The 24310-nt window shown below is 60.8% G+C and carries 22 protein-coding genes; 11 read left to right on the forward strand and 11 right to left on the reverse strand.

The features are described 5' to 3' along the window. The first annotated feature begins 9 nt into the window (after positions 1-9). Complete coding sequence (katG, locus tag AC1D17_RS15915; protein WP_477566346.1) at positions 10-2217, forward strand: catalase/peroxidase HPI; 2208 nt, start codon at positions 10-12, stop codon at positions 2215-2217. 350 nt (positions 2218-2567) lie between these two features. On the opposite strand, the gene AC1D17_RS15920 is transcribed toward katG, so the two are convergent. Next, complete coding sequence (locus AC1D17_RS15920) at positions 2568-3518, reverse strand: LysR substrate-binding domain-containing protein (RefSeq protein WP_477566347.1); 951 nt, start codon at positions 3516-3518, stop codon at positions 2568-2570. Between the two features lie 232 nt (positions 3519-3750). Between AC1D17_RS15920 and AC1D17_RS15925 the strand changes: the two genes are divergently transcribed. From AC1D17_RS15925 to AC1D17_RS15940, 4 genes are all read left to right on the forward strand, one after another. Beyond that, positions 3751-4044 carry a DUF1127 domain-containing protein gene (locus tag AC1D17_RS15925; RefSeq protein ID WP_477566348.1) on the forward strand — a complete coding sequence of 98 codons (294 nt, stop codon included), beginning with the start codon at positions 3751-3753 and terminating at the stop codon, positions 4042-4044. 412 nt (positions 4045-4456) lie between these two features. Further along, positions 4457-4663, forward strand: a complete 207-nt coding sequence (locus tag AC1D17_RS15930; protein WP_477566349.1) for a hypothetical protein — start codon at positions 4457-4459, stop codon at positions 4661-4663. 71 nt (positions 4664-4734) lie between these two features. Further along, positions 4735-4998, forward strand: coding sequence for a DUF982 domain-containing protein (locus AC1D17_RS15935; protein ID WP_477566350.1), 264 nt, complete (start codon positions 4735-4737; stop codon positions 4996-4998). A gap of 586 nt (positions 4999-5584) precedes the next feature. Continuing rightward, positions 5585-6019, forward strand: coding sequence for a hypothetical protein (locus tag AC1D17_RS15940; protein ID WP_477566351.1), 435 nt, complete (start codon positions 5585-5587; stop codon positions 6017-6019). 218 nt (positions 6020-6237) lie between these two features. Here the strand turns inward: AC1D17_RS15940 and AC1D17_RS15945 are convergent, their stop codons facing one another. From AC1D17_RS15945 to AC1D17_RS15970, 6 genes are all read right to left on the reverse strand, one after another. Continuing rightward, a complete protein-coding gene (locus AC1D17_RS15945; protein WP_477566352.1) occupies positions 6238-7071 on the reverse strand; it encodes a DUF937 domain-containing protein in 834 nt (277 codons plus the stop codon). A gap of 95 nt (positions 7072-7166) precedes the next feature. Then, complete coding sequence (locus AC1D17_RS15950; RefSeq protein WP_477566353.1) at positions 7167-8540, reverse strand: glutamate--cysteine ligase; 1374 nt, start codon at positions 8538-8540, stop codon at positions 7167-7169. A 249-nt stretch (positions 8541-8789) separates the two neighbouring features. After that, a complete protein-coding gene (locus AC1D17_RS15955) occupies positions 8790-9527 on the reverse strand; it encodes a 16S rRNA (uracil(1498)-N(3))-methyltransferase (RefSeq protein ID WP_477566354.1) in 738 nt (245 codons plus the stop codon). 172 nt (positions 9528-9699) lie between these two features. Continuing rightward, positions 9700-11205, reverse strand: a complete 1506-nt coding sequence (locus tag AC1D17_RS15960) for an inorganic phosphate transporter (protein ID WP_477566355.1) — start codon at positions 11203-11205, stop codon at positions 9700-9702. A 179-nt stretch (positions 11206-11384) separates the two neighbouring features. Continuing rightward, the gene (locus AC1D17_RS15965; protein ID WP_477566356.1) at positions 11385-11891 is read right to left on the reverse strand and encodes an NUDIX hydrolase; all 507 of its coding nucleotides are present in this window, start codon (positions 11889-11891) and stop codon (positions 11385-11387) included. Between the two features lie 271 nt (positions 11892-12162). Then, a complete protein-coding gene (locus tag AC1D17_RS15970) occupies positions 12163-12957 on the reverse strand; it encodes a FadR/GntR family transcriptional regulator (RefSeq protein WP_477566357.1) in 795 nt (264 codons plus the stop codon). Between the two features lie 173 nt (positions 12958-13130). On the opposite strand from AC1D17_RS15970, the gene AC1D17_RS15975 reads away from it, so the two are divergent. Together AC1D17_RS15975 and AC1D17_RS15980 are read left to right on the forward strand one after the other, a co-directional pair. After that, positions 13131-14414: a DUF3422 family protein gene (locus AC1D17_RS15975; protein WP_477566358.1), complete on the forward strand. Its 1284-nt coding sequence runs from the start codon at positions 13131-13133 to the stop codon at positions 14412-14414. A gap of 41 nt (positions 14415-14455) precedes the next feature. Further along, positions 14456-15895 (forward strand): DUF6880 family protein, encoded by a 1440-nt coding sequence (locus AC1D17_RS15980; RefSeq protein WP_477566359.1) that lies wholly within the window; start codon positions 14456-14458, stop codon positions 15893-15895. Here AC1D17_RS15980 and AC1D17_RS15985 read toward each other — a convergent pair. After that, positions 15880-16776 (reverse strand): LysR family transcriptional regulator, encoded by an 897-nt coding sequence (locus AC1D17_RS15985; RefSeq protein WP_477566360.1) that lies wholly within the window; start codon positions 16774-16776, stop codon positions 15880-15882. The genes AC1D17_RS15980 and AC1D17_RS15985 overlap by 16 nt on opposite strands. 117 nt (positions 16777-16893) lie before the next feature. Here AC1D17_RS15985 and AC1D17_RS15990 point away from each other — a divergent pair, with 117 nt between their 5' ends. Genes AC1D17_RS15990 through glcF form a run of 3 tightly spaced genes read left to right on the forward strand, consistent with a single transcriptional unit; the run spans position 16894 to position 20882 of the window. Continuing rightward, on the forward strand, positions 16894-18333 hold the full coding sequence (locus AC1D17_RS15990) for an FAD-binding oxidoreductase (protein WP_477566361.1): 1440 nt from the start codon (positions 16894-16896) through the stop codon (positions 18331-18333). Beyond that, positions 18330-19532 (forward strand): glycolate oxidase subunit GlcE, encoded by a 1203-nt coding sequence (gene glcE / locus AC1D17_RS15995; RefSeq protein ID WP_477566362.1) that lies wholly within the window; start codon positions 18330-18332, stop codon positions 19530-19532. The genes AC1D17_RS15990 and glcE overlap by 4 nt, the downstream gene beginning before the upstream one ends. 48 nt (positions 19533-19580) lie before the next feature. Beyond that, complete coding sequence (glcF, locus tag AC1D17_RS16000) at positions 19581-20882, forward strand: glycolate oxidase subunit GlcF (RefSeq protein ID WP_477566363.1); 1302 nt, start codon at positions 19581-19583, stop codon at positions 20880-20882. Here glcF and AC1D17_RS16005 read toward each other — a convergent pair. The 3 genes from AC1D17_RS16005 to AC1D17_RS16015 form a co-directional block, all read right to left on the reverse strand. Beyond that, the gene (locus AC1D17_RS16005) at positions 20873-21544 is read right to left on the reverse strand and encodes an outer membrane protein (RefSeq protein WP_477566364.1); all 672 of its coding nucleotides are present in this window, start codon (positions 21542-21544) and stop codon (positions 20873-20875) included. The genes glcF and AC1D17_RS16005 overlap by 10 nt on opposite strands. A 132-nt stretch (positions 21545-21676) precedes the next feature. Continuing rightward, the gene (locus AC1D17_RS16010; protein WP_477566418.1) at positions 21677-22288 is read right to left on the reverse strand and encodes a L,D-transpeptidase; all 612 of its coding nucleotides are present in this window, start codon (positions 22286-22288) and stop codon (positions 21677-21679) included. A gap of 280 nt (positions 22289-22568) precedes the next feature. Then, positions 22569-23330, reverse strand: coding sequence for a L,D-transpeptidase (locus AC1D17_RS16015; RefSeq protein WP_477566365.1), 762 nt, complete (start codon positions 23328-23330; stop codon positions 22569-22571). 248 nt (positions 23331-23578) lie between these two features. Here AC1D17_RS16015 and AC1D17_RS16020 point away from each other — a divergent pair, with 248 nt between their 5' ends. Then, positions 23579-24229 (forward strand): DNA-3-methyladenine glycosylase I, encoded by a 651-nt coding sequence (locus tag AC1D17_RS16020; RefSeq protein ID WP_477566366.1) that lies wholly within the window; start codon positions 23579-23581, stop codon positions 24227-24229. Positions 24230-24310: the final 81 nt, after the last annotated feature.

A 24310-nucleotide genomic window follows, 5' to 3' on the forward strand; every position in this document is an offset into this window, starting at 1 on the left:
GAGGCAGAAATGGACGCCAAAGTCGATAAAACGGGCAAATGTCCGGTCATGCACGGGTCGCTCACCAGCAACTCGGGCGAGGGGACTTCGAACCGCGAATGGTGGCCCAATCAGCTCAACCTCAAGATTCTCCACCAGAATTCGGCACTCTCCGATCCGATGGGCACCGGCTTCGATTACGCCGAGGCGTTCAAGACGCTGGATCTCGCCGCAGTCAAGCAGGACCTCTTTGCCCTGATGACGGATTCCAAGGACTGGTGGCCGGCCGATTTCGGCCATTACGGCCCCTTCTTCATCCGCATGGCCTGGCATAGCGCCGGCACCTATCGCACCGGCGATGGCCGTGGCGGTGCATCGTCCGGTACCCAGCGCTTCGCGCCGCTCAACAGCTGGCCTGACAACGTCAATCTCGACAAGGCCCGCCGCCTTCTCTGGCCGATCAAGCAAAAATACGGCAACGCGCTCTCCTGGGCGGACCTTCTGATCCTGGCCGGCAACTGCGCGCTGGAATCGATGGGCTTCAAGACCTTCGGCTTCGGCGGTGGTCGTGCCGACGTCTGGGAACCCGAGGAGGATATCTATTGGGGCACTGAGCGCACATGGCTGGACGACAAGCGCTATAGCGGCGACCGTGACCTGGAAAACCCGCTGGCAGCCGTGCAGATGGGGCTGATCTATGTGAACCCGGAAGGCCCGAACGGCAATCCGGACCCGCTGGCCTCCGCCCGCGACATCCGCGAAACCTTCGCCCGCATGGCCATGGACGACGAAGAAACCGTCGCTCTCATTGCCGGCGGTCACACCTTCGGCAAGACCCATGGCGCCGGCGATGCGGCCCATGTCGGCCCGGAGCCGGAGGGAGCCGATATCGAGCAACAGGGTCTCGGCTGGGCCAGCAGCTACGGCAGCGGCCGGGGTGCCGATACGATCTCCAGTGGCTTGGAAGTCACCTGGACCTCGACGCCGACGCGGTGGAGCAACAACTACTTCTGGAACCTGTTCGGCTATGAATGGGAGCTGACCAAGAGCCCGGCCGGTGCGCATCAGTGGACCCCGAAGCATGGCATGGGTGCCGGCTCGGTGCCGGATGCCTTTGATGCCTCCAAGCGCCATGCGCCATCGATGCTGACCAGCGACCTCGCGCTGCGGGTCGATCCGGCCTACGAGAAGATCTCGCGCCGCTTCTACGAGAACCCGGATCAGCTCGCCGATGCCTTCGCCCGCGCCTGGTTCAAGCTGACCCACCGCGACATGGGTCCGAAGGTCCGTTATCTCGGTCCGGAAGTCCCGAGCGAAGACCTGATCTGGCAGGACCCCATCCCGGCCGTCAATCATGCGCTGGTCGATGCCGCCGATATTGCCGGCCTCAAGGAGAAGGTACTTGGCTCGGGCCTGTCGGTTTCCCAGCTTGTTTCGACCGCCTGGGCGTCGGCCTCGACCTTCCGCGGCTCGGACAAGCGCGGCGGTGCCAACGGCGCGCGCGTCCGCCTGTCGCCGCAGAAGAATTGGGAAGTCAACCAGCCGGATCAACTCGGCACCGTTCTGGCCGCGCTGGAAGGCATTCAGACGGACTTCAACAATGCCCAGACGGGCGGCAAGAAGGTTTCTCTCGCCGACCTGATCGTGCTGGCTGGTACTGCTGCCGTCGAAAAGGCAGCAAAGGATGCCGGCCATGATATTTCGGTTCCCTTCACGCCCGGCCGTACCGATGCGTCGCAGGAACAGACCGATGTCGAATCCTTCTCGGTGCTGGAGCCGGTTTCGGACGGTTTCCGCAACTATCAGAAGGTGAGCTTCACGGTATCGGCCGAGGAACTGTTGATCGACAAGGCACAGCTTCTGACGCTCACCGCGCCGGAAATGACGGTTCTTGTCGGCGGCCTGCGGGCGCTGAACGCCAACCACGGCCAGTCCCAGCACGGCGTCTTCACCCAGCGTCCGGGAACGCTGACCAACGACTTCTTCGTCAACCTGCTCGACATGGGCACGGTGTGGAAGGCGGCCTCCGAGAACAAGGAAGTCTTCGAGGGGCGTGACCGCGCAACGGGCGAACTGAAGTGGACCGCTACCCGCGTCGATCTCGTCTTCGGCTCGAATTCCCAGCTCCGGGCGCTTGCCGAAGTTTACGGCCAGAACGATGCAAAGGGCAAATTCGTCCGCGACTTCGCCGCCGCGTGGAACAAGGTGATGAACGCCGACCGGTTCGACCTCGTCTGATCCGGCTTGAGCGGTGCCGGCTGGGCAACGTAACGTCGGGATTTAATGAACCGGGCTCTGGAAAGAGCCCGGTTTCTCCATTGAACGGCCCGGAAAAGGCATTTTTGGCGTTAACCATGGCTTAATTGGCGTGTGATCTCCCCAAAAATGGTCCATTTCGGCCTCTTGGGCCTATATTCAAATTAGCGTATATATTCCCCGCAGCTCCTTTTGGGGTGGCGCATAGTGAGACTATATTGCAGTCGATTTTTACGGCCGCGTTTCATGGCCGGGTATCAATTTTAGCAGATACAAAGAGGCCGCGCCTCCGAAGGGAGCACGGCCTTTTTGCTTGTCCATTTGGTGGGCGCTTACCAGCCGGGCAGCATATGGCTCTGGCGCAGCCGCGGGTAACGCGGAAAATTCTTCATGTCGCCATCGAGATCATCGGTGCTGGTCGTCGGCGTGATGTTGTCGAGACAGGCGGTGATGTGATTGGTGATCGCGTTCGACAGCGAGGGCGAAAGGCCCGGCCGTTTCATGATGCCGATCTGCACCGGAGCGAGTGCCGGAAAACCATCCGCCTGAGTGAGAACCTTCATGCCGGTGCGCAGCGCGGATTCCGGCAGGACGGAAACGGCCATGCCGGCGAGCACCGCCGCGGCCACCACGGTGGACGACCAGCTGGTGAACAGGATCTGGTATTCCTTGCCGGTGGCATCGAGCGCCGAACAGGCGGCCTGCCGCCAGGCGCAGTCGCGTTTGCCGACGGCGAGCGGTACCGGTGCATTTTCCGGCAGGGGATGGTTGATCGAGCTTACCCAGCAGAGCGGCTCGGTTCGCACCACGTCGGATGCGCGGGCGCGCGGATTGTGCGTCACCAATGCGATGTCGAGGTCGCCCTTGGCCATTTTCTCGGCGAGGTCCACCGAGGGCTCGCAGACGATGAAGAGCTCGACATTCGGATGGGTCTTGGCAAAACGGACGATGATTTCCGGCATGTAGCGGTCGGCATAGTCGTCGGGCGTGCCGATCCGAAGCGTGCCTTCCAGCCGGTTGTCGTCGAAGGAGGCGATTGCCTCATTGTTGAGGCGGATCATCCGCCGGGCGAAATTGAGCAGCCGGTCGCCTTCCGTCGTCAGCCGATTACCGCGGCCATCCTTGGCGAAAAGCTGCTTGCCGATGCGCTCCTCCAGCCGGCGCATCTGCATCGAGACGGCCGATTGTGTCTTGAAAACACGATCGGCAGCCTTGGTGAAACTGCCGGTATCGGCGATGGCCACGAAGGTCTGCAATTGGTCGATATCGAGTGGTGCGGACATGATCCTGGTCCTCAAAAAAGAGCACTCATAAAATTGTTTGATGAATATCATTAGAAACATTCGTTGGACTGATCAATAAGGATTTGCGAATTTGGTCTGGCAAATCGCATTCAAGACCACTCCGGCGCGCCAATTGCACTGCCGGTCCACCAACACAGTTTCGACCCAACCCCCGCGCCGACCTCCCTGCGGGGGAAGGGTCGCTTCGTGCCCTGAAAAAGGAGTAAGCATCATGCGCACGACCGATCACGCACTTGACCTCACCCTCACCGGGAAGCTGTCCGCGACATCCCGCCAGACGGGGCTGACGGGCGTGCTGATGTCGGTATGGCGCCTGCTGCGAAACCGAAATGCCATCGGTAGCCTGCAGGATCTCGATGATCATCAGCTGCTCGACATGGGGCTCTGCCGCCATGAAGTGCGCGAGGCGATGACGTCGCCGTTCTTCGACGATCCGGGCCGCCACCTGACGCAGGCGTCCCGCAATCGGGCGAACACGTTTTACCGGAATGCGCGCCTCGATTGACGCATGCATTCGCTGCGCAGGCTGAGGTCCGAAAGGTCTCGGAACGGCGCAGCAGCTTAAAAGTTTTGTTGCGTGCCTCAGACGTTGAAAAACGTTCCCGCGCAACAGGGACGCGCAGCCGCCTCTGCGCGTTACCGTTCCCCGCAGGGTTAGAGCCAATTGCCCTGCTGCTTGCCCGGTGTCCGGTTCCCAAGACCGGTACCGGGCTTTTTCTTTTTTGGGGGCTTGAGGTGTCTGCGACGAGCCTCATTTGCCTGTCCACCGTCTTCTCCCCTGGCCAGGGCTCGGGGTCGGCATTTACGCCGCGCGATCCATGAGGGACGGACGCACTCTTACATTCTCCACATCTTGCGCTGCCGAAGGAAACTCCCAATATTCTGCCCATGATGTGGTTTCACTCGGGAGTGAGAACATGTTGGACTTTCTCGATTCTGACGATTTGGAGAAATTGAGCCGCGCAATCGATGCTCGCTGCAAGGAACTGAATATTCGGCCGGACAGCATTGATGGGCAGATGGTCGCAAGCCAGCTCCTGGGTTTGTTCCGAAGCGGCGTAACGGACGAAACGGACTTGGCCACCCACCCGATTGCGCTGGATATCGCGCCGGTCCGCGGATGACGGACGAGTGTGCAGGGAACAAATTCCCTCGTCCTTCGTTTCGCGCACGGAACGACGACGGGAGAAGCAAAATGCACCCGATTGAAATCTGCAATCCAACTGAAATTGAGTGGCAACCGGTGACCGTCAAGCTTCGCGGTGGCATCGAGAAGAAGGTATGTGGTCCGCTTCAGGGCTTTGAAATCTTGAGCCGGCACATGGTCAGCCCGAACAGCAACATCTGTGCGAACGCCGCACGGTGCTGTCGTCTGGCGATGGAACGGAAGATGACGCCCGAACAGGCCCGACAGGCTTTCATTGCCGCAACGATTGATCAAGAGTTACGCGCCAACTGAGGTCATGCCGCGCCCCTTTGGGCTTTTTATCCCGGGCTAGTCGCCCCCGCATTCATCTGAAGTGCAGGGGGGAGGTTGATGTCGCGAAGCTGCACCGAAGCCGAACGCCGGCATTTGTTCTGATGCGCCATTCCTGCCTCGACACGCGATTGCATCGGGCGTACAAATACGCGTATGGAGGGAGCCATGAGGGTGTTGTTTCTTGCCACTGCGGCGATCGCCGTTTTCACGGGGTGGACAGGCGTTTTCGCCGAGGATGCCGCGCGGCCGAAGCGGGCACTCAAGGTCGGCGATCCCAGCGATGCGCAGCAGATCGCGCCAGCATTATCAGACCGAGACTGCCCGGCGGGCCAAACATGTAGGCAATCGGGTAACCAGTCTGGTGTCCGCCCGACAGTGCGTTCATTGCTTGAGCAAAGCCCATCGTATGGCCGCCTGCCTGGGGCGAAGGATTGAACATCCGTTCCCGCTCTGCCACTGCCTTTCAGGTGGAAAAAGGACGCATCTGCAATGTTAAGGGTGGGCTTCCATGACATGCAACCGACATTTGACAAGCTTATTTGCTGCGGCTTCGCTGGGTGCGTTCATGGCACATGGTGCTGTTGCCCAATCGGCTGGGATAGCAATGCCAACTGACAGCCCCCGCGCCTATTTCGCTGTGTCCAATGGTACGTCAGCATCATTGGGGGAAACAATGAGGCTCAGCCGCGCATCAGCACACTTTTCCTTAATGAAAGGGGAAATGAAGCTGCAATACTCGGGCGAGCGGAAAAGCGATAGCGATACTGATACGGAATTCAGCGGCGACGTTTACCAGGTGCTAAACGCCGACGAGTTTTTCTCGCTGAACAAGGGTAGCGGCCTGTGTGATAAACCGATTCGGTGGGTAACCATCAGGGATTCAAGCGATACCATTGGCGAAGGAACCGTTCGCGTTGGCATGCTGAGCATCGACGACTGGCACAAGTATAATCCCAATTCACTCGGTGCGTGCAGCGCGGATTCATTCAAGCTGAAATAGTCTCCCTTCGGCTGCGTCCAAATTAAAAGATTCCACGAACGCAGACGCAGGAGGAAGACAAGCTTGGGGTGTCTTGCGCCCCTAGCCTGAACCGGCCTTACCTGAAGAAGCGGAGGGGAACCCCGGCCGGGGGAAAGGGGCAATCTGTTGTGGCCGGCCGGTGATGCCGGCTTTCCGAGCCGAGCCTCAGTATCTCCAATAGCAACGACACCCTTCGATCAAACGCTCGTGTTTTTGCGATACGTCTCGAACAGACCGTCGATGCTCTTTTGATATTCCTTCTGCGCTTCCAGCCCGCTGTCGAACATGCTGTTGAACATCTCGGTAAAGGGCGCCATCGGATTGGCGTCGGCGGGCTTTTTTTCCGGTTCCGGCGCCGCCTGCGGCTTTCCGCTCATCATGTCCTGAAACGCCTTGACGAAGGGGTTGGCCGCAAACATGTCGGGTGCCGTCTGCTGTTTTTCCTCCGGCTTTCCCATGCCGAAAAAGCCCTGCATCGCCTGCGTGAAGGGATTGTCGAACGGATTTGGTGCGGGCTGCGGTTTCTTGATGAAACCGGAGGCTTCGAGCCACGGCTTCATCATCGCTTCCATCGGCGTGTTGGCAAACGGGTTCTGCATCCCGCCCATCTGTCCCGAGGCCTGCTTGAACAGTCCGCCCATGATGGCACTCGCCATCACCGGCAGCATCTGCTTGTAGATTTCCTGGCCGATACCGGTCATCTGGGCCGCCTGTGCAGAGACGGCCTGCAGCATATCCTTGGAGCCGAAAAGCTGGTTGAGAACGGTATTGCCGTCAGCCACGCCCTGGGGCGTAAACGCCTTGCTCAGATCCTCGAAATATTGGGCGTAGGTGCCGCTCGACATGGCGGTGAGGAAACTGCTGAAATCATAGGGATTGGCGGTGTTGCGCTTGAGCGCGGTGGAAAAGGCCGGCATCAGCGCTGCCGTCGCCTTGGCCATCTGTTCCTGCGCGAGGCCGAACTGCTTGGCCATCACGTCCATGGCATTGCCGTTCTGCGCCTGCATCATCATGTCAAACAGCGGAATCATGTCCAGTCCTCTCCTGCAGGCGAAACGACGCATGTCGTTGCACTATAACGGGAATAAGACAGGTGGAAACTGCTTTTTGTCGGTTGGGGCAAAGCCTAGTATTGGTAGTCGGCAAACACCGGCTCGACCGATCCGTTCCAGCGTCCTTTGTAAAGCGCCAGAAGGTCTTCGGCGAGCGTCGCCTTCTTGGCCAGCACTTCGTCGAGCGGGGCAAGGAAGATGCTTTCATCCACCTCGTCGCCGTTCAGCCGGTTGCGGTTTTTGAGGCCAAGCCGGGAAATCGACAGCACTTCGCGGGCAACATCGAACAGGGAGATGCCGCGATGCGTGGCCGAAAGGCCCTGTGCCGGGACCGCATTGCGCATGGCAAGTGTGTCTTCATAGGTCCAGTCGCGGGTCAGGTCTTCGGCGGCGTCGAGCGCTGCGTCGTCATAGAGCAGGCCGACCCAGAAGGCCGGCAGCGCACAGATGCGCCGCCATGGACCGCCGTCGGCGCCGCGCATTTCCAGGAAGCGCTTGAGGCGCACATCCGGAAACAGCGTTGAGAGATGGTTGGTCCAGTCGCCCATATTGGGCTCCCAGTCGGCAAGCTCGCCCTTCAGCGCGCCGTTCATGAACTGGCGGAAGGTCACATGCGTGCAGTCGTGATACTTGCCGTCGCGCACGACGAAATACATCGGCACGTCGAGCGCCCATTTGACGTAGTCCTCGAACCCGAAATCCGCGTTGAAGACCGCGGGCAGAACGCCGGCGCGCTGGTTGTCGGTATCGCGCCAGATATCGCCGCGCCAGGACAGGAGCCCGTTCGGCTTGCCGTCGGTAAAGGGGGAGCTTGCAAACAGCGCCGTCGACAGCGGCTGCAGCTTGAGCGACACCTGCATCTTGCGGCGCATGTCCTGTTCGGACGAGAAGTCAAGGTTCACCTGGATCGTGCAGGTGCGATACATCATGTCGAGGCCCTGCGTGCCGACCTTCGGCATGTAGCGGCTCATGATGTCGTAGCGCGATTTCGGCATGCGCGGCGTTTCCGCCAGCGTCCATTTCGGCGAGCCGCCGATGCCGAGGAAGCGGATGCCGAGCGGCTCGGCGATTTCGCGCAGCACCGCCAGGTGGCGGTTGGATTCCTTGCAGGTCTGGTGCAGGTTTTCGAGCGGCGCGCCCGATAACTCGAATTGCCCGCCGGGTTCCAGCGAGATGGCGCCCTGACCGGACTGTTCGGCGAGGCCGATGATGTTGCCGGCGTCGATGATCGGCTCCCAGCCGGTCTTTTCCGCCATGCCGTTCAGAAGGGCCGAGATGCTCGCTTCGCCAAAATAGGGAACCGGGCTGTTGTCGGCCTTGAAGAAGGCGAACTTCTCATGCTCCGTGCCGATGCGGAACTTATCCTTCGGCTTGTTGCCCTGAGCCAGATACTCGGTCAGGTCTGCAAGCGCGGTAACCGGCGTCTGGTCGGTGGTGTCTCTGGCCATGGGCGTCTTCTTTTGAACGGGCGGAACCTGCCGGACGGCAGACATCAGGAGGGTGATTGAACCGGTTTCAAGTGTGGTGCAAGTGAAATTGTTTCAAGGCCGGTTCAAATTTTTAACACCTCGAAATGACGTAAGTTCCTTACTGCCTAATTCTTAAGGCCGGAATCGATTCCAGGAAAAATTATGCAGCAAATTTAAAGTGCTACAGCGGCCTTTGCGCGTCATGAACGGGGCGCGGCGCTGTCCTTCCTACTGCCAGTCGCCAATCGATGCCTGGATCACCGCCATCGCTGCCACGGCCGCCGTATCCGCCCTTAGAATCCGCGGTCCGAGCGGAATGGCGGTGACGAAATCAAGACTGCGCAGCAGAGACCGTTCGCTCTCCGAAAAACCGCCCTCGGGGCCGATCAAGAGCGCCAGTTTGCGTTCTTTCACCGCTGCCAGAACCGGCAGAGGATTTTGCCCGGCATCGCCCTCGTCGCAAAAGATGATCCGGCGGTCGTTCGGCCAGCCGTTCAGAATGTCTTCCAGCTTGCGCGGCTCGGTGACATCCGGAATTCCGAGAACCCCGCATTGCTCGGCGGCCTCTATGACATTGGCCCGGACCCGCTCGAGATTGCTGATCTTGCCCTGAACATGCTGGGTCATCACCGGCTGGAGCAGGCCGGCGCCCATCTCCACGGCCTTCTGCACCAGATAATCGAGCCTGCCGACTTTGAGCGGTGCAAACAGATAATGCAGGTCGCACGGTGCCGGCTGCGGGCGGGCCTGTTCGGTGGCCGTGAGGAAAAGCCGCTTCTTGGTCGGAAATGACAGCTCAGCCTGCCATTCGCCGTCCTGCCCGTTGAAGACGAGCACGGCATCGCCTGCCTCGAACCGCAGCACATTGACGAGATAGTTGAATTGCTCCCGGCTGGCTTCGTAGATCGTGCCCTTTGCGAGCGGCACGTCGATGAAAAGCCGCTGCATGCGGAAATTGGCGCGCATAGATCAGACCCTAGAGACTCGTACTATAAATGAGGCACATTCTGTTGCCTGAAATCGGCCGCCCACTGCGTCGGATGGCTTGACCGATGGGTCGGCATCGCTCCGCGCCATCGCTTCTAGCGGATCGGCCGATTTGAGACAACAGAATGCGCCTCATTTATCGTACGAGGCGCTAGATGAAGAATACCGCGAAAACCATGTAGACCGCCGCCGACAAGAGCGCCGAAACCGGAACGGTGATAACCCAGGCCGCAACGATTGTCATGAAGTGCGAACGCCGCACCAGACGGCGCCGGTGCAATTCTTCCGGGCTGTGCTGTACGCGCCGCTCGAAGTCCAGGTGCCCGGTCTTCTGACGCACGTACTCCAGGCGCCGCTTGGAGTTGCGGGTGAACCATTCCCGGAAGAAGCCGATGCCGAAAACCGCGCCGACCGCAGTGTGCGTGGTCGAGACGGGCAGGCCGAGCGATGTCGCCAGGATGACGGTGATCGCCGTCGCTAAAGCAACGCAGAAGGCGCGCATCGGATTGAGCTTGGTGATCTCCTCGCCGACGACGCGGATGAGCTTCGGCCCGAACAGCAGCAGGCCGCAGGAGATGCCGAATGCCCCGATCAGCATCACCCACAGCGGCACATAGGTGGTCTTCACGATGGCGAGGCCATTGACGTTTGCGACGATCGCCGAAAGCGGCCCGACGGCATTCGAGACGTCGTTTGCGCCATGTGCAAAGGAGAGAAGCGCCGCCGACAGGATCAGCGGCATCTGGAACAGCTTGCGCAGCGACTGGTTGCGGTTGTCGAGCCCCTGAGCCTGGCGGACGATCCACGGCCTGCTGGCAATGACCGTCACCGCGGCGACTGCCAGGCCGATCAGAATGCCGCTCGTCAGCGAGACGTTCACTGCCTTTTCGAGGCCGATGACAGCAAAATACGTGGCGAACGCGCCGGTCATCACGGCAATCAGGATGGGCGTCCAGAAAATGGCCGCGTCGATCTTGTCTTCACGGTAGATGATGAAGGTCTTGATGAACGCCAAAAGCAGGGCGGCAATCCCGCCGCCAAGGATTGGCGAAACTGTCCAGCTTGCGGTTATTCCCGCCAGCGATACCCAGTGGATCGAGGAGAAGCCGGCCGCTGCAACGCCGGAGCCGAGAATACTGCCGACGATCGAGTGGGTGGTTGAAATCGGTGCGCCGGACCAGGTCGCGATGTTGATCCACACGGCCGCCGAAATCAGCGCTGCCATCATCACCCAGACGAATGTCCCGCCGGAGGGCATCTGTGCTGCATCGACGATACCGGCCTCGATGGTAGAAACAACGCGCCCGCCAGCGAACACGGCGCCGGCAATCTCGAAGATGGCAGCGATGATCAATGCCGTCGTCATGGTGATCGCCTTCGATCCCACAGCCGCGCCGACATTGTTGGTCACGTCATTGGCGCCGATGTTCATGGCCATGTAACCAGCGACCGCGGCGGCAGCGAGGATGATCAGATATTTGGGCTCTTCGGAGACGTAAGCCGCGGCAAAAATCACGCTGACCAGCATGAACAGAAGCCCGAGACCGACACCGGCCCATGGCCGCAGGACATGGTGCGTCGCTTGCTCGGTGAGGGTGACCTTGTCCAGGTATTTGTCGAGTGTCGGTTTTTCGAGGCTCGGGCGCGGTTTTGTCACCGTCTGTTCTCCAGTTCAGTCTGCCTGCTACCGCATAATTCCTTAAACCGGAAAGGAATTAAGAAAAAAATTGTGCAGCGGTTTGAAGTGCTACAGCGATCTGTGCGTGTGATGAACGACGCGCGGCGCAGCGGGACCGGGCATGCCTCGCGTCGTTCTATCCAGCCGCGTTGAAAGATTTATTGCACAGCGGTTTTCGCAGGCGAAGTCATCGTGGCAAGCAGGCGCTGTTCGAAACTGAGGATAATATCCTTGAGCATCGGTTCTGCAACGCGGCTGGCACCTTCGGCAAAGCTTACCCACTCTATTTTCCGGCTGCCTTTTTCCGGGAAGTGCTTCAGCATGTCGAGCACGATCAGCGGGTAGACCTGAACCATACACTGGACTTTCAGGCCCTGATCCATGCCTTTGTCATACATGTAGAAGCCGATCCGCTCGGCACCGGTCTCACCCTTGACGCCGGCCTCTTCATAGGCCTCGCGTTCGGCAGCCTCATGACACATCTTGCCTTCCATCGGCCAGCCCTTGGGGATGACCCAGCGACCCGTGTCACGGCTGGTGATCAACAGCATCTCAGGCGCCGCGCTCTTCTTCTTGAACCGGTAGCACAGCGCGGCACACTGCATTCGCACCGGACGGCGAAACATCAGGCGGACGTCAGTGACAATGCGGTTCAGAATGTTCAACGTCGGGGCATCCTTTCACAGAAGAGAATCAACTCGCGGTAATATCGTTCCAATATGCTCGCTTTAAACGGCCTGTAAACGCGCAGATTTGGTGAGGTACATATAGTTATCGCGGCGCTCCGGATGAAGGGGGCGACAACGCGCAAGACGGGCAATTTAATGAGATTGCGCCACCGGAATGTGCCGATAGCGGCTCTTATAGAGCATGTTTGCGGCATTGACGAGACCCGCATGGAAATTTGCCCGGCGCGTGTCTTTTGTGTCGCTCGGCTCAGGGGCCGGTCTGGTGATCGCGCTGCTGCAGTCTCAATTGCGAAATGCGGGCCCATTCGCCGGAGCGCTCGGCATCCCGGGTTGCGGTGATGATGAAGTCGATATGGGCTTGCGCTGCTTCTCGCGCCTGCGCCGGGTTGCCGGCCATGATGGCCTCATAGATTGCCTCGTGCTGGGCAAGCAACATGTCGCCGGCACCCGGAGCTGCGAAAAGCACTTCCCGGCTGAAGAAGATACCGCCGCTCAAAAGCCGGTAGCAGGCGCGCAGCGTGTGCAGCAGGATGATGTTGTGGGCGCATTCGCCGATGGCGCTGTGCAGATCGACATCGGTCTTCAGCCCGCCCTCGGCAGAACCTGAAAGATGCGCTGCCCGCATTTCTTCCATGATGCGCGTCAGCATGTCCCGGTCGAAGCGGGTGGCGCGGCGTGCGGCAAGTTCCGCCGTCATCCCCTCCAGCTCACGGCGATATTCGAGGTAATCCTGTGTCGCTTTCTGGTGCCGCGAGATCAGGTCGATCACCGGTTTGGAAAACACCTGGCCGATGACATCGGCGACGAAAGTGCCGCCGCCGTGGTGGCTGACGAGCAGTCCGCGCGCCTCCAATTCCTTCAGCGCCTCGCGCAGGATCGGACGCGAAACGTCGAAGCGGCGCGACAGGTCCCGTTCGCTCGGCAGCCGCTCGTTGTCGCGCAGCACGCCCTCGAGGATCAGAAGTTCGATCTGCTGAATGATTTCGCCGGAGGTCCGGGTGTGAGGGATGCGGGCAAAGGCATCGATGGTGTCGTCAGTCACGGCAGCTCTCCTTGGCGCCAACTTAGTCACCTGCTGCAAAGTGGTCAATTTCTTTTGCCACTTTGCGGCGTCATGCCAAAAGAAAGTGTGGCCTGCGTCAAAGCGTCCTTTCCCTTTTGCTCACCCTGTTGATAAGACGGTTCTGATTGACGCGTGAGAGGGGAAAACGCTTCATGGCCAAACGCAGTTTCGCATTTCCGCCGGCTCCTGCCCGCGCACAGGCGCTGGGTGAAATCCACTCGCGTCCATATGCGCTGGTGACGACGCCGCGCGTCATCTTCCAGCTTGCCTTCATGACCGATGGCGGCTCGGCGGTTGATCATGCCGTTCTTTCAGAGCTTTCGCGTGCCCGCGGCGTCTCGCCGCCGAGCCGCGAGGCTAATCATCACGCATTGTCCTGGGGGCAGGGCAGCTTGCGCTGGGAGCGGCACACCGAATTCTCGACCTATTTCTGGGACGGTGTCATTCCCGACCGGTTTGGCGGCGAGGTCACCAACCATCCCTTCGGCGACGGGTTTTCGCCGCCGGGAACGCTGATTTCCGGCATTCGCCTGGAAATCCGCCCGGATTCGGAGGAAACCCGCGCGGCGATGAGCGCGTTCGATCCGACCAGCCTCTGTTATAGCGACGTCAAGAGCGGCCAGGCCGTGGTGCTCACCGATTTCCGCCAGAACGGCGACGGCCTGACGCAGATCCTCGTCATCGACCACGGCATGACGGAGGCCGGAACAGGTGCGCTCGTCCAGCGGCTGCTCGATATCGAAACCTATCGTACTTTGGCAATGGTCGGACTGCCCCTGGCGCAGTCGCTGTCGCCGGATATCCGCCGGATCGAGGACGGGCTGACCGGTGTTACCCAGCGGATGCGCACCAGCGCCCGGGAAAAAGCCGACGAGATGTTGGCCGAGATCACGCTCCTGGCGGCCGAACTCGAAGCGGGTGCTGCGCTCAGCCTTTACCGTTTCGGCGCCAGCCGCGCCTATTACGGCATCGTCCAGGAGCGTATTCGCTCGCTGATCGAAACCGGCGTGCCGGGCTATGAGACACTCGGCACCTTCCTCGAACGGCGCTTGGCGCCAGCCATGCGGACCTGCCAGTCGGTGGAGGAACGTCAGGCCAACCTGTCGCGCAAGCTGACCCGCGCCACAGCACTGCTTCGAAGCTGGGTGGATGTCGAGCTGGAGCGGCAAAACAGTGCGCTGCTCAATTCGATGGATCGCCGCGCCAAGCTGCAGCTGCGTCTGCAGCAGACGGTCGAAGGTCTCTCCGTCGCCGCGATCTCCTATTATGTCGTCGGTCTCTTCGGCTATCTTGCCAAGGCACTGGAAAGCGAGGGTGTTCCGGTGAAGTCGAGTGTGCTCACCGGTTTCTTTGTGCCTGTTGCCGTACTGGCGATGTGGCTGGTGGTGCGGCGCATCCGCAAGCACCATGCAGACGAGGACCGCGAAACCCTTTAAGTTTCACAGGATATTCGAAACGAATCGACCTGTGCGACACCATGGCAAAAGCGGCAAAAGCGGCAAAGAAAGCAAAACTCGACCGGGACGGCCTGACCGCCCTCGGTCTGGAAAGGCTTATCGAGATTGCTCTGGACGAGGCAGCCCTCAACACCTCCTTCAAGAAACGGCTGAATGCGGCGCTCGCCGGGATCAGCGGTGCTGCGGGCGTGGCCAAGCTGATCGACAGCCGCCTTACCGCGCTCGAAAAGTCGAGCACGCGCATCCGCTGGCAGAAGGAACGGGCCTTCGGCAACGATCTCGACAGCATCTCGGCCAGCATCGTCAAGGAGTTCGGCGCAGTCGATCCCGGCATGGCGCTGGAGCGGCTGATCCGTTTCGTCCTCGGCTACGACGGTATCGCCGAGCGGGTCAACGATTCCAGCGGACGGATCGCCGGCATCTATATGCAAGCCAGCGAGGCTGCCGGCCACCTCGCGCTGCTCGTGCCGGCCGACCAGCAGGCGCGCATCCCGGCCTTGATCACGCCCGGCCTGCAGGGCATGGACTATCACGGCGTCAAGACCTTGGTTGCGGTGCGGATCGCAGCCGCGCTGTCGCCGGATGTGCTGAAATCCTGGGACGAAACGCTGGCTGCAGCGATGAAGATACCGGCCGGCACGACTTTTCTGCCGGCCATCGTTTACGTGCGCCGTGCTATTGCCGATGCGTGCGGCGATCTCGATGCTTACGTGGCGATCGAGGACAGCCTGCCGGAGCCATTGCGCGAGCCGGCAGTTATTGCCGAGCGGCTGCATTCCGCCGGCCGTTTTGCCGAGGCGCTGATCTGGGTGCGTAAACCCCGCACGTCGCGGATCGGCTTTTCGCGCCGCGCCGAAATCCTCAGCGGCGACCTGAAGCCGTTGCCGAACAAGGACCGGCTCGAGGCGGCCATTCTCGACGGGCTGAAAGACCGCGGGGCGTCGCAGGCCATCCGCTGGAAAGTTTTCGAACAGAGCCTCGATGCCGGAATGCTGCGCGAATATATCGCCAAGGCCGGTGATTTCGAGGAATTCGAGGCGCTTGATAAGGCATTCGCCTTTGTCGAGCACGCCCGCGAACCGCATGCAGCGCTACGGTTTTATCTCGCCTGGCCACGGCTCGATCTTGCGGCGCGCTATGTCGTTGCCCGATGGGGTGTCTGGGAGGGGGAATTCTACGAGTTTCTGTTGCCTGCAGCCGAGGCCTTCGAAACCGACTATCCGGCGGCGGCAACCGCGCTCTACCGCGCGCTGCTCGACCGCATTGTTGGCCGTGGCCTGTCGGAGGCCTATGGAGAGGGCGCGGACTATCTGGCCAGGCTCTCGGCATTGGCAAAGCGTCCCGGCGGCAATGACGGTTTGATGGCGCATGCCGACTATGTAGCGGAGTTGCGAAGGCAGAATATCCGCAGGCATGGTTTCTGGGACCGCATCCCGCCGGAAACCTACCGCTCCCAATAGGGCTCCGGTCCATAAAGCCCGGCGAGATAATCGATGAACAGCCTGACCTTGACCGGCAGGAACTGGCGGCTGGGATAGAGCGCCGAAACGAACAGGTTGCGAGATCCCTCCCAGCCGGGCAGGACCTGCACGAGCTTTCCCGATTTCAGGTCACTGCCGACATCCCAGGTCGAGCGCAGCGCAATGCCGGCACCCGACAACACCGCTTCACGCACCACTTCCGAGGAATTGGTGATCAGCCGGGCCTGCGGCCTGTAGCTCATCGAACCCGCCTCGCTTTCGAGCTTCCAGATGTCGTGATTGTGCTGGCGAAGGCAGATATGGTCGCCGAGATCGTCAATGGTGTCCGGCATGCCGTATCGCGCGATATAGGCCGGCGACGCGCAGAGAATACGCCGCACCGGCACCAGCTTGCGCGCGACCAGCGTCGAATCACTCAGTTCGCCGATGCGGATGGCCAGATCGAAACTCTCCGCGACGATATCGGTGAATTCGTCCGAGAGCACGATGTTGAGAATGAGATCGGGATGCGCTTCGATGAAGCGGGCCAGGTGCGGCGCTACATGCATGCGGCCGAAGGAGGTCGGCGCGGTGATGCGCAGCGTGCCCTGCGGCTGGCCGGAGCGGCCGGAAGCAAACGCCTCGGCCTCCTCGATGCCGGCCATGATCCCGAGCACGCGGTCGTGAAACCCCTGTCCCGCTTCGGTCAGCGATATCTGTCGTGTGGTCCGCTGAAACAGCCGCGTGCCGAGCCGGTCTTCCAGGCGCTTGATGCGTTTGGAGACGACGGCCGGCGAAAAACCCAGCGCCCGTCCGGCTGCCGACATGCTGCCGGCGGCAACGACGCGCGTGAAGACCTCAAGATCGCCTAGATTTGTCATCAATCTTGACCATTGTTTCGGAAACAGAAAAACTGATTAACATTTGCTGCGTCATGATGAAAGTGGTAAAGAAAAAATACCAATCATGCCGCAATGGAAATGCGCCGGGAGGCCGATATGCCGGAGACGATTGCCTTTCTGGAGCCGAAACCATCCGTGCTGGCGCGCCGTGATGCGATCATCGAGGATCTCGCCGATATCCTGCCTGCGGGCTGCCTGATCAGCGAAAACCGCGGGCTGGTACCGTTCGAGACCGATGCCTTCATCGCCTACCGCCAGGTGCCTTTGGCCGTCGTCCTGCCGGAAACCACGGCGCAGGTGGCGGCGGTTTTGAAATATTGCAGCCGCTACGGCATTCCCGTCGTGCCGCGCGGGGCGGGCACCTCGCTGTCGGGCGGCGCCATTCCGCAATCCGACGCGGTGGTCATTGGCCTTTCAAAGATGTCGGGCATCCTCGATATCGATTTTGCCAACCGCACCGCTACAGTGCAGGCGGGTGTCACCAATATCAACATTTCCGAAGCGGTATCCGCCGACGGTTTCTTCTATGCGCCGGACCCGAGTTCGCAGCTTGCCTGCACCATAGGCGGCAATATCGGCATGAATTCCGGCGGCGCCCACTGCCTGAAATATGGCGTGACCACCAACAATCTGCTGGGCGTCAAGATGGTATTGTTTGACGGCACGGTAATCGAGCTGGGCGGCAAGGCACTGGATGCGCCGGGCTATGATCTGCTCGGCCTCGTCTGCGGCTCGGAAGGCCAGCTCGGCATCGTCACCGAGGCGACGGTGCGGCTGCTGGCCAAGCCGGAAGGAACCCGACCCGTGCTGTTCGGCTTCATGTCGTCGGAAGAGGCGGGGACTTGCGTCGCCGAAGTCATCGGTTCCGGCATCATCCCGGTTGCCATCGAATTCATGGACAAGCCGGCGATCGGCATCTGCGAGGCGTTTGCACAGGCCGGCTATCCGATGGATGTCGAGGCGCTGCTGATTGTCGAGGTCGAAGGATCGGACGCCGAGATGGAGGCGATGCTGGCAAGCATCATCGAAATTGCCCGCCGCCATGGCGTTGTAACCATCCGCGAAAGCCAGTCGGCCACGGAAGCGGCGTTGATCTGGAAAGGCCGCAAATCCGCCTTCGGCGCCACCGGCCGCATCGCCGACTATATCTGCATGGATGGAACGGTGCCGCTCAGCCAGCTTTCCTACGTATTGAAGAAAACCGGCGAGATCATCGATGGCTACGGCCTGCGCGTCGCCAACGTATTCCACGCCGGCGACGGCAACATGCATCCGCTGATCCTCTACAATATCAACGATCCGGAAGACGCGGCACGCGCCGAAGCGGCGGGCAACGATATCTTAAAACTCTGCGTCGATGCCGGCGGCTGCCTGACCGGCGAGCACGGCGTCGGCATCGAGAAGCGCGACCTGATGCTGCACCAGTTTAATCAGGCCGATCTGAACCAGCAGATGGCCGCGCGCGCCGCCTTCGATCCGCAGTGGATCATGAACCCCTCCAAAGTCTTTCCGCTGGAAGGGCGCCCGGCCGCATGAGCATGAACTTTAAACCGACATCAGAAACGGAAGCCGCCGATATCGTCCGGCAGGCCGCCGAGGCAGGAACACCTCTTGCGATTATCGGCGGCGGCACGCGACCGGGCCTTGGAAACCGTGTTCGGGCGGAGCAGGTCCTGTCGGCGCGAGAGCTCTCCGGCATCGTCAGCTACAATCCGGCCGAGATGACGATGAGCGCCAGGGCGGGAACGCCGATGGTCGAGATCGAAGCGGCGCTCGCTGAAAACCGCCAGATGCTGGCTTTCGAGCCGATGGATCATCGCGGCGTCATGGGCACGAGTGGCCAGCCGACCATCGGCGGTGTCTTTGCCGCCAATGTCTCCGGCCCGCGCCGCATTGCAGCCGGTGCAGCGCGCGATCACCTGCTCGGCATTCGTTTCATCAACGGATTGGGCGAGGCAATCAAATCCGGCGGCCGGGTAATGAAAAACGTCACCGGGCTCGATCTCGTCAAGCTGCTCTGCGGCTCGCACGGTACATTGGGACTGTTGACCGAAGTGACGTTCAAGGTCCTGCCTTTGCCGCCCGCTGCAGCCACCATCGTGGCTTTCGGCCTCGACGATGCGCAGGCCGCTGCCGCCATGGCGCATGCGCTGGCAATGCCGGTCGAGGTTTCGGGCGCGGCTCACCTGACGGAGAGCGTCCGCTACCGTTTCATCGGCAGCAGCCATCCGGAGGGGGCAGCGACCGTCCTTCGGCTTGAAGGACTGCCGGCCTCGGTTCCTGTCCGGGCTGAAAAACTCAAGGCCGCCTTCGCTGAGGTCGCGCCCGCGACGGTGCTCGACAAGGAGGCAACGGAAAAGCTGTGGCGGGACATCCGCGATGTCAAACCCTATGCGGACGGCACGCAAAAGCCACTCTGGCGCGTTTCCGTTGCTCCGACGGCCGGCCATCAACTGGTCGCCGCCTTGCGTCTGCAAACCGGCGTCGATGCATTCTACGACTGGCAGGGTGGCCTCGTTTGGCTGCGCATGGAGGCCGACGCCGAAGCAGACTTGCTGCGCCGCTTCATCAAGGGCATCGGCGGCGGCCATGCAACGCTGGTGCGGGCGTCGGATGCGGTGCGCGGTGTGACGCCGGCTTTCGAGCCGGAGCCACCGGGCGTTGCCGCTCTGTCGGCGCGGATCAAGGAAAAGTTCGATCCCAGGGGGATTTTCAACCCGGGGAAGATGGGGTGAGGGAATGATGAATATGCCGCGCACTGACAGCACAGAGGTCTGCGCCTGATGCAGACCAGCTTCACTCCCGCTCAGCTCGCCGATCCGCATGTCGCAGAGTCCGAGGCGATCCTGCGCAAATGCGTACATTGCGGCTTCTGCACCGCCACCTGTCCGACCTATGTGACGCTCGGCAACGAACTCGACAGTCCGCGCGGGCGGATCTATCTGATCAAGGACATGCTGGAAAACGGCCGTGCGGCCGATAAGGAGGTGGTCACCCATATCGACCGCTGCCTGTCCTGCCTTGCCTGCATGACCACCTGTCCGTCCGGCGTCAACTATATGCATCTGGTCGATCATGCCCGTATCCATATCGAGCAGACCTACAGGCGCCCCTTGAAGGACCGGCTGGTGCGCAGCGTCCTCGCAGCGGTTCTACCCTATCCCGGGCGGTTCCGGCTGGCGTTGCAGGCTGCCCGGCTCGGCCGGCCATTCGCGGCGGCGATGAAGCGGCTGCCCTTCCTGAAGGCGTTTGGCGTCATGCTCGACCTCGCGCCATCGGACATCGCTCCGGCGTCCGCCGCTTCCGCGCCCGGCATTCGTGCTGCCCAAACGGAGAAACGCGGCAGGGTCGCCATTCTCACCGGCTGCGCCCAGCCGGTGCTGAAGCCGGGGATCAACGAGGCGGCGATCCGGCTGTTGACCCGGCTCGGCGTCGAGGTCGTGGTGCCGCAAGGCGAGGGCTGTTGCGGGGCGCTCGTGCATCATATGGGCCGCGAGGAGCAGGCGCTTGAGGCTGCCCGCCGCAATGTCGATGTCTGGGTGAAGGCAGCGGATACGGGCGGGCTCGATGCGATCATCATCACTGCATCCGGCTGCGGCACCACCATCAAGGATTACGGCCATATGCTGAGGCTCGATCCGGCCTATGCCGAGAAGGCCGCCCGTGTCTCGGCCTTGGCCAAGGACATCACCGAATATCTGGCGACGCTCGACCTGCCGCCGCAGGAGCCGAAAGACATGACCGTCGCCTATCATTCCGCCTGCTCGATGCAGCACGGCCAGAAGATCACCATGGCGCCGAAGCTATTGTTGCGAAATGCCGGTTTCACCGTCCGCGATCCGGCCGAGGGCCATCTCTGTTGCGGCTCGGCCGGAACCTACAACATCCTGCAGCCGGAGATTTCAGCGACGCTCAAGGCCCGCAAGGTGAAGAACATCGAGGCGACCAAAGCCGATATCATCGCCACCGGCAATATCGGCTGCATCACCCAGATTGCCAGCGGCACCGCCATGCCGATCCTGCATACCGTCGAATTGCTGGACTGGGCCTATGGCGGCGAAAAGCCGGCCGCAATTCAAAAATGAAGCGAGACGCCGAGATTGACCGCATTGGTGATGACGTTGGTTTTCAGGCGGTCGCCACTGTCGATCGGCACGTCGACGAAAGAGTAGTTGCCCTTGTATTCGCCAAACACCGACCAGCGTTCTGAAATCTGGTAGGAAATGCCAGCCTGTGCCTGAAGGGTCATGCCGCCGAATTCATAGTCGAACGTCTTGCCGGATGGTCGGGTGACCTCGACATGGGGCACATTGATGCCCACGCCGGCACCGATATAGGGCGTCCATTTCCGGTCCGGTTTCTGGATGCGATAGATGGCGTTCAGCGTGAGCAGATTCAGGCCATCGGTAAATTCGAAATGGGTCCATCCTGGCGTCTTGCCGAAGGTCTCGTCGTCCGCATAGACTTTGGCATGGGTATAGTCGATCGACAGGCCGAGATTCGGCTTGCCGAGGTCGGTCAGCCACCAGATGCCGCGCACGCCGTAATATTGCGGCGACTTGAAGGAGTTGCCTTCCCAGCCAGCGGTAAAATCCGTGCCGTCTGACACATTCACGTTGCTATGTGGTGCCGTCTGATATCCACCGTAGACGGAAATCTGCAGATCTTCCGCTCTGGCGGAGCCGAAGTTTGCAAGAACGAGAAACGCGGAAGAAAGGGCTATCGCCCGGCCGGTGTCGAAAAACATGTCCATCCTCAGCCAACGTCAACTGAGAAAGACATATATTTCAGGGGCAACAGCGGTGTGACACGCTGCTGCAACTGAAACAAAAAAAGCGCCCGTCCAGGCGGGCGCTTTCAATCGTGCATGGCTGAAAGATCAGCCGCCAAAGATCGTGCGCAGGATATCGACGCCACGGTCGTCATAGGAAACATCGCCCTGCTTGTTGCCGGGGCCGATGACGATCACCTTGGTGCCGATCGAGGCGCGCTCGTAGAGATGCTCGACATCCTTGTTCATCATGCGGATGCAGCCGGACGACATGTTGAGGCCGATCGTCCAGGGCTGGTTGGTGCCGTGGATGCGGAAGCCGGAATCGTTCTTGCCCTTGTAGAGATAGAGCGCGCGGGCGCCGAGCGGATTGTCGATGCCGCCTTCCTGATAATCGGGAAGGATATGGCCCTTCTTGCGTTCGCGGGCGATCATCTCCTTCGGCGGTGTCCAGCCCGGCCATTCCGCCTTGCGCTGCACCTTGACGACGCCCGACCAGCCAAAGCCTTCGCGGCCGACGCCGATGCCATAGCGGGTCGCCCGGTTCGGGCCTTCAATGTAATAGAGATACTTGTTGTTGGTATCGACGATGATGGTGCCAGGCGCCTCATCCGTGCTCAGCCGCACCTTGGTGCGCCAGAATTTTTGAGCCGGCTTCTTTTCCATCGCCACCAGCGTGACGTCCGGGTTCGGCTTTGCGCCTGCCGGTTCGCCCGGCATGAAGGCTGATGCACTCGAGGCACCGAAAGTAACAGCGGCCACAAATCCGATCGCGGCCAATGTCTGCAAGGCATATTTCATCGACGATTCCCTCATCCAGTCCCAAGCTGCGAGACGCTATTCAATACCGCGTTTTACGCAAGTCTCATGGGTTCTGGATAGGGCAATGTGATCAATTGGGCTGTAACCCCGGGAACCGCTGTTGCCGAAAGGCCACGTTTACGGCCCTCCGGCGGGTAAGCGTTGGCTAATACCAAGTCTCTATCATCGAGACCTGGTATTAGATCACGACAACCTTGGTGCCGACCTTCACGCGCTCGTAGAGATCGGTCACGTCCTCGTTGCGCATGCGGATGCAGCCGGACGAAACGGCATAGCCGATCGTCCAGGGCGCGTTGGTGCCGTGGATGCGATAGAGCGTCGAGCCGAGATACATGGCCCGCGCACCGAGCGGATTTTCCGGACCGCCGCTCATGCTGGCGGGCAGATAGTGTCCCTTGGCTGCCTCGCGGGCGCGCATTTCGGACGGCGGCGTCCAGACCGGCCATTCCGCCTTGCGCGACACCTTGTGGGCGCCCGCCCATTCGAAGCCCGGCTTGCCAACGCCGACGCCGTAGCGCCGTGCCTCGCCGTTGCCGGTGACCAGATAAAGGAAGCGGCTGTTGGTATCGATGACGATCGTACCGGGCTTTTCCGTGCTGTCATAAGCCACGGTCTGCGGCAGGAACTGCGGGTCTATCTGACGCACGGGCCTCTGGGCGCGGGTCATCGCCACCGGTTGAGCGACACCGGCACCGGAGCGCTGGACGCGCCTTTGGAACAGATACTGTTTTCGGGTGGCGCCCTGCGGCTCGACTGCGATAGGCCGCTGCTGACGGTAGACGACGCGTTCAGGCCGGCCGCCGAGCTGGGTCACCCAGGGGGCGGTGAGGTCCGGACTGATGACCACCGGCGGGCGGTTCTGGTACCGGTCCTGCGCCTGAGCGAAACTGGACAGTGCGACGAACAGGGATGTGGCAAGGATCAGGGTTTTCTTTATCATCGGACGGGCTCACTACCTTTCGCCGGAATATCTCATAGCTCCGCCGTCCGCGGTTCAGCGGATGACGGGCGGCACGGACGCCAATAAAGGATTGGCGGAATGGAAAGATCGTGGCACTCCGCAGCAACCGAATGGTAAATGCCCGTTCATTAAAAGCCGTTCGCCCGGATAAAGCTTTGGGTAGGGTTATCGCCGGCTTTAGGACTATGGTTGGCAATTGGTAAAACGAGGGATTCAGGGAGAAGCGCGTGACGGCAAAGGGTATTATCACCGGAGAAGACGGCAGGGACCGCTGCGCCTGGCATGCCAATCTGGCGGACTACCAGCGCTACCACGATGAAGAGTGGGGCAAGCCGATGGCCGATGATATCCGGCTGTTCGAAAAGATCTGCCTTGAAGGTTTCCAGTCCGGCTTGTCCTGGTTGACGATCCTGCGTAAGCGCGAGGCTTTTCGCGCGGCCTTTGCCGGGTTCGACTTCGATGTGGTCGCGAATTTTGGCGACGCGGATATCGCCCGCTGCCTTGCCGATACGGGTATCGTGCGCCATCGCGGCAAGATCGTCTCGACCATCAACAATGCCAAACGGGCAAGGGAACTGAAGGCCGAGTTTGGCTCGCTCGCCCGTTATTTCTGGAGCCACGAACCTGGCGGCAATGAACGGCCGAAGATCGTCACCTGGGAAGCAATCGCCGCCAACCCAACGACGCCGACCTCAACGCTGATATCAAAAGACCTGAAAAAACGCGGCTGGACCTTTGTCGGCCCGACCACGGTCTATGCCTTCATGCAGGCGATGGGCCTGGTCAACGACCACATCGAGGGCTGCTACTGCCGCAGCAGGATAGAAGACCTGCGGCGCGCGTTCGTGCGGCCCAACGGGGCCGCGCGTCAGTCATGACGCGCAAAGGCCGCAGTGGCACTTAAAATCGGCTGCATAATGTCTCAAGTCGATTCCGATTTGAGACATGATGCATAAACG

The organism is Pararhizobium sp. P1_E7 (assembly GCF_056405855.1).

What these genes read in the sequence shown, in the direction of transcription:
- katG (WP_477566346.1), top strand. Translation starts at nt 10, where the DNA reads ATGGACGCCAAAGTCGATAAAACGGGCAAATGTCCGGTCATGCACGGG.
- AC1D17_RS15920 (WP_477566347.1), bottom strand. Translation starts at nt 3,518, where the DNA reads ATGTCCGCACCACTCGATATCGACCAATTGCAGACCTTCGTGGCCATC.
- AC1D17_RS15925 (WP_477566348.1), top strand. Translation starts at nt 3,751, where the DNA reads ATGCGCACGACCGATCACGCACTTGACCTCACCCTCACCGGGAAGCTG.
- AC1D17_RS15930 (WP_477566349.1), top strand. Translation starts at nt 4,457, where the DNA reads ATGTTGGACTTTCTCGATTCTGACGATTTGGAGAAATTGAGCCGCGCA.
- AC1D17_RS15935 (WP_477566350.1), top strand. Translation starts at nt 4,735, where the DNA reads ATGCACCCGATTGAAATCTGCAATCCAACTGAAATTGAGTGGCAACCG.
- AC1D17_RS15940 (WP_477566351.1), top strand. Translation starts at nt 5,585, where the DNA reads ATGGCACATGGTGCTGTTGCCCAATCGGCTGGGATAGCAATGCCAACT.
- AC1D17_RS15945 (WP_477566352.1), bottom strand. Translation starts at nt 7,071, where the DNA reads ATGATTCCGCTGTTTGACATGATGATGCAGGCGCAGAACGGCAATGCC.
- AC1D17_RS15950 (WP_477566353.1), bottom strand. Translation starts at nt 8,540, where the DNA reads ATGGCCAGAGACACCACCGACCAGACGCCGGTTACCGCGCTTGCAGAC.
- AC1D17_RS15955 (WP_477566354.1), bottom strand. Translation starts at nt 9,527, where the DNA reads ATGCGCGCCAATTTCCGCATGCAGCGGCTTTTCATCGACGTGCCGCTC.
- AC1D17_RS15975 (WP_477566358.1), top strand. Translation starts at nt 13,131, where the DNA reads ATGGCCAAACGCAGTTTCGCATTTCCGCCGGCTCCTGCCCGCGCACAG.
- AC1D17_RS15980 (WP_477566359.1), top strand. Translation starts at nt 14,456, where the DNA reads ATGGCAAAAGCGGCAAAAGCGGCAAAGAAAGCAAAACTCGACCGGGAC.
- AC1D17_RS15985 (WP_477566360.1), bottom strand. Translation starts at nt 16,776, where the DNA reads ATGACAAATCTAGGCGATCTTGAGGTCTTCACGCGCGTCGTTGCCGCC.
- AC1D17_RS15990 (WP_477566361.1), top strand. Translation starts at nt 16,894, where the DNA reads ATGCCGGAGACGATTGCCTTTCTGGAGCCGAAACCATCCGTGCTGGCG.
- glcE (WP_477566362.1), top strand. Translation starts at nt 18,330, where the DNA reads ATGAGCATGAACTTTAAACCGACATCAGAAACGGAAGCCGCCGATATC.
- glcF (WP_477566363.1), top strand. Translation starts at nt 19,581, where the DNA reads ATGCAGACCAGCTTCACTCCCGCTCAGCTCGCCGATCCGCATGTCGCA.
- AC1D17_RS16005 (WP_477566364.1), bottom strand. Translation starts at nt 21,544, where the DNA reads ATGTTTTTCGACACCGGCCGGGCGATAGCCCTTTCTTCCGCGTTTCTC.
- AC1D17_RS16010 (WP_477566418.1), bottom strand. Translation starts at nt 22,288, where the DNA reads ATGCCGGGCGAACCGGCAGGCGCAAAGCCGAACCCGGACGTCACGCTG.
- AC1D17_RS16015 (WP_477566365.1), bottom strand. Translation starts at nt 23,330, where the DNA reads ATGATAAAGAAAACCCTGATCCTTGCCACATCCCTGTTCGTCGCACTG.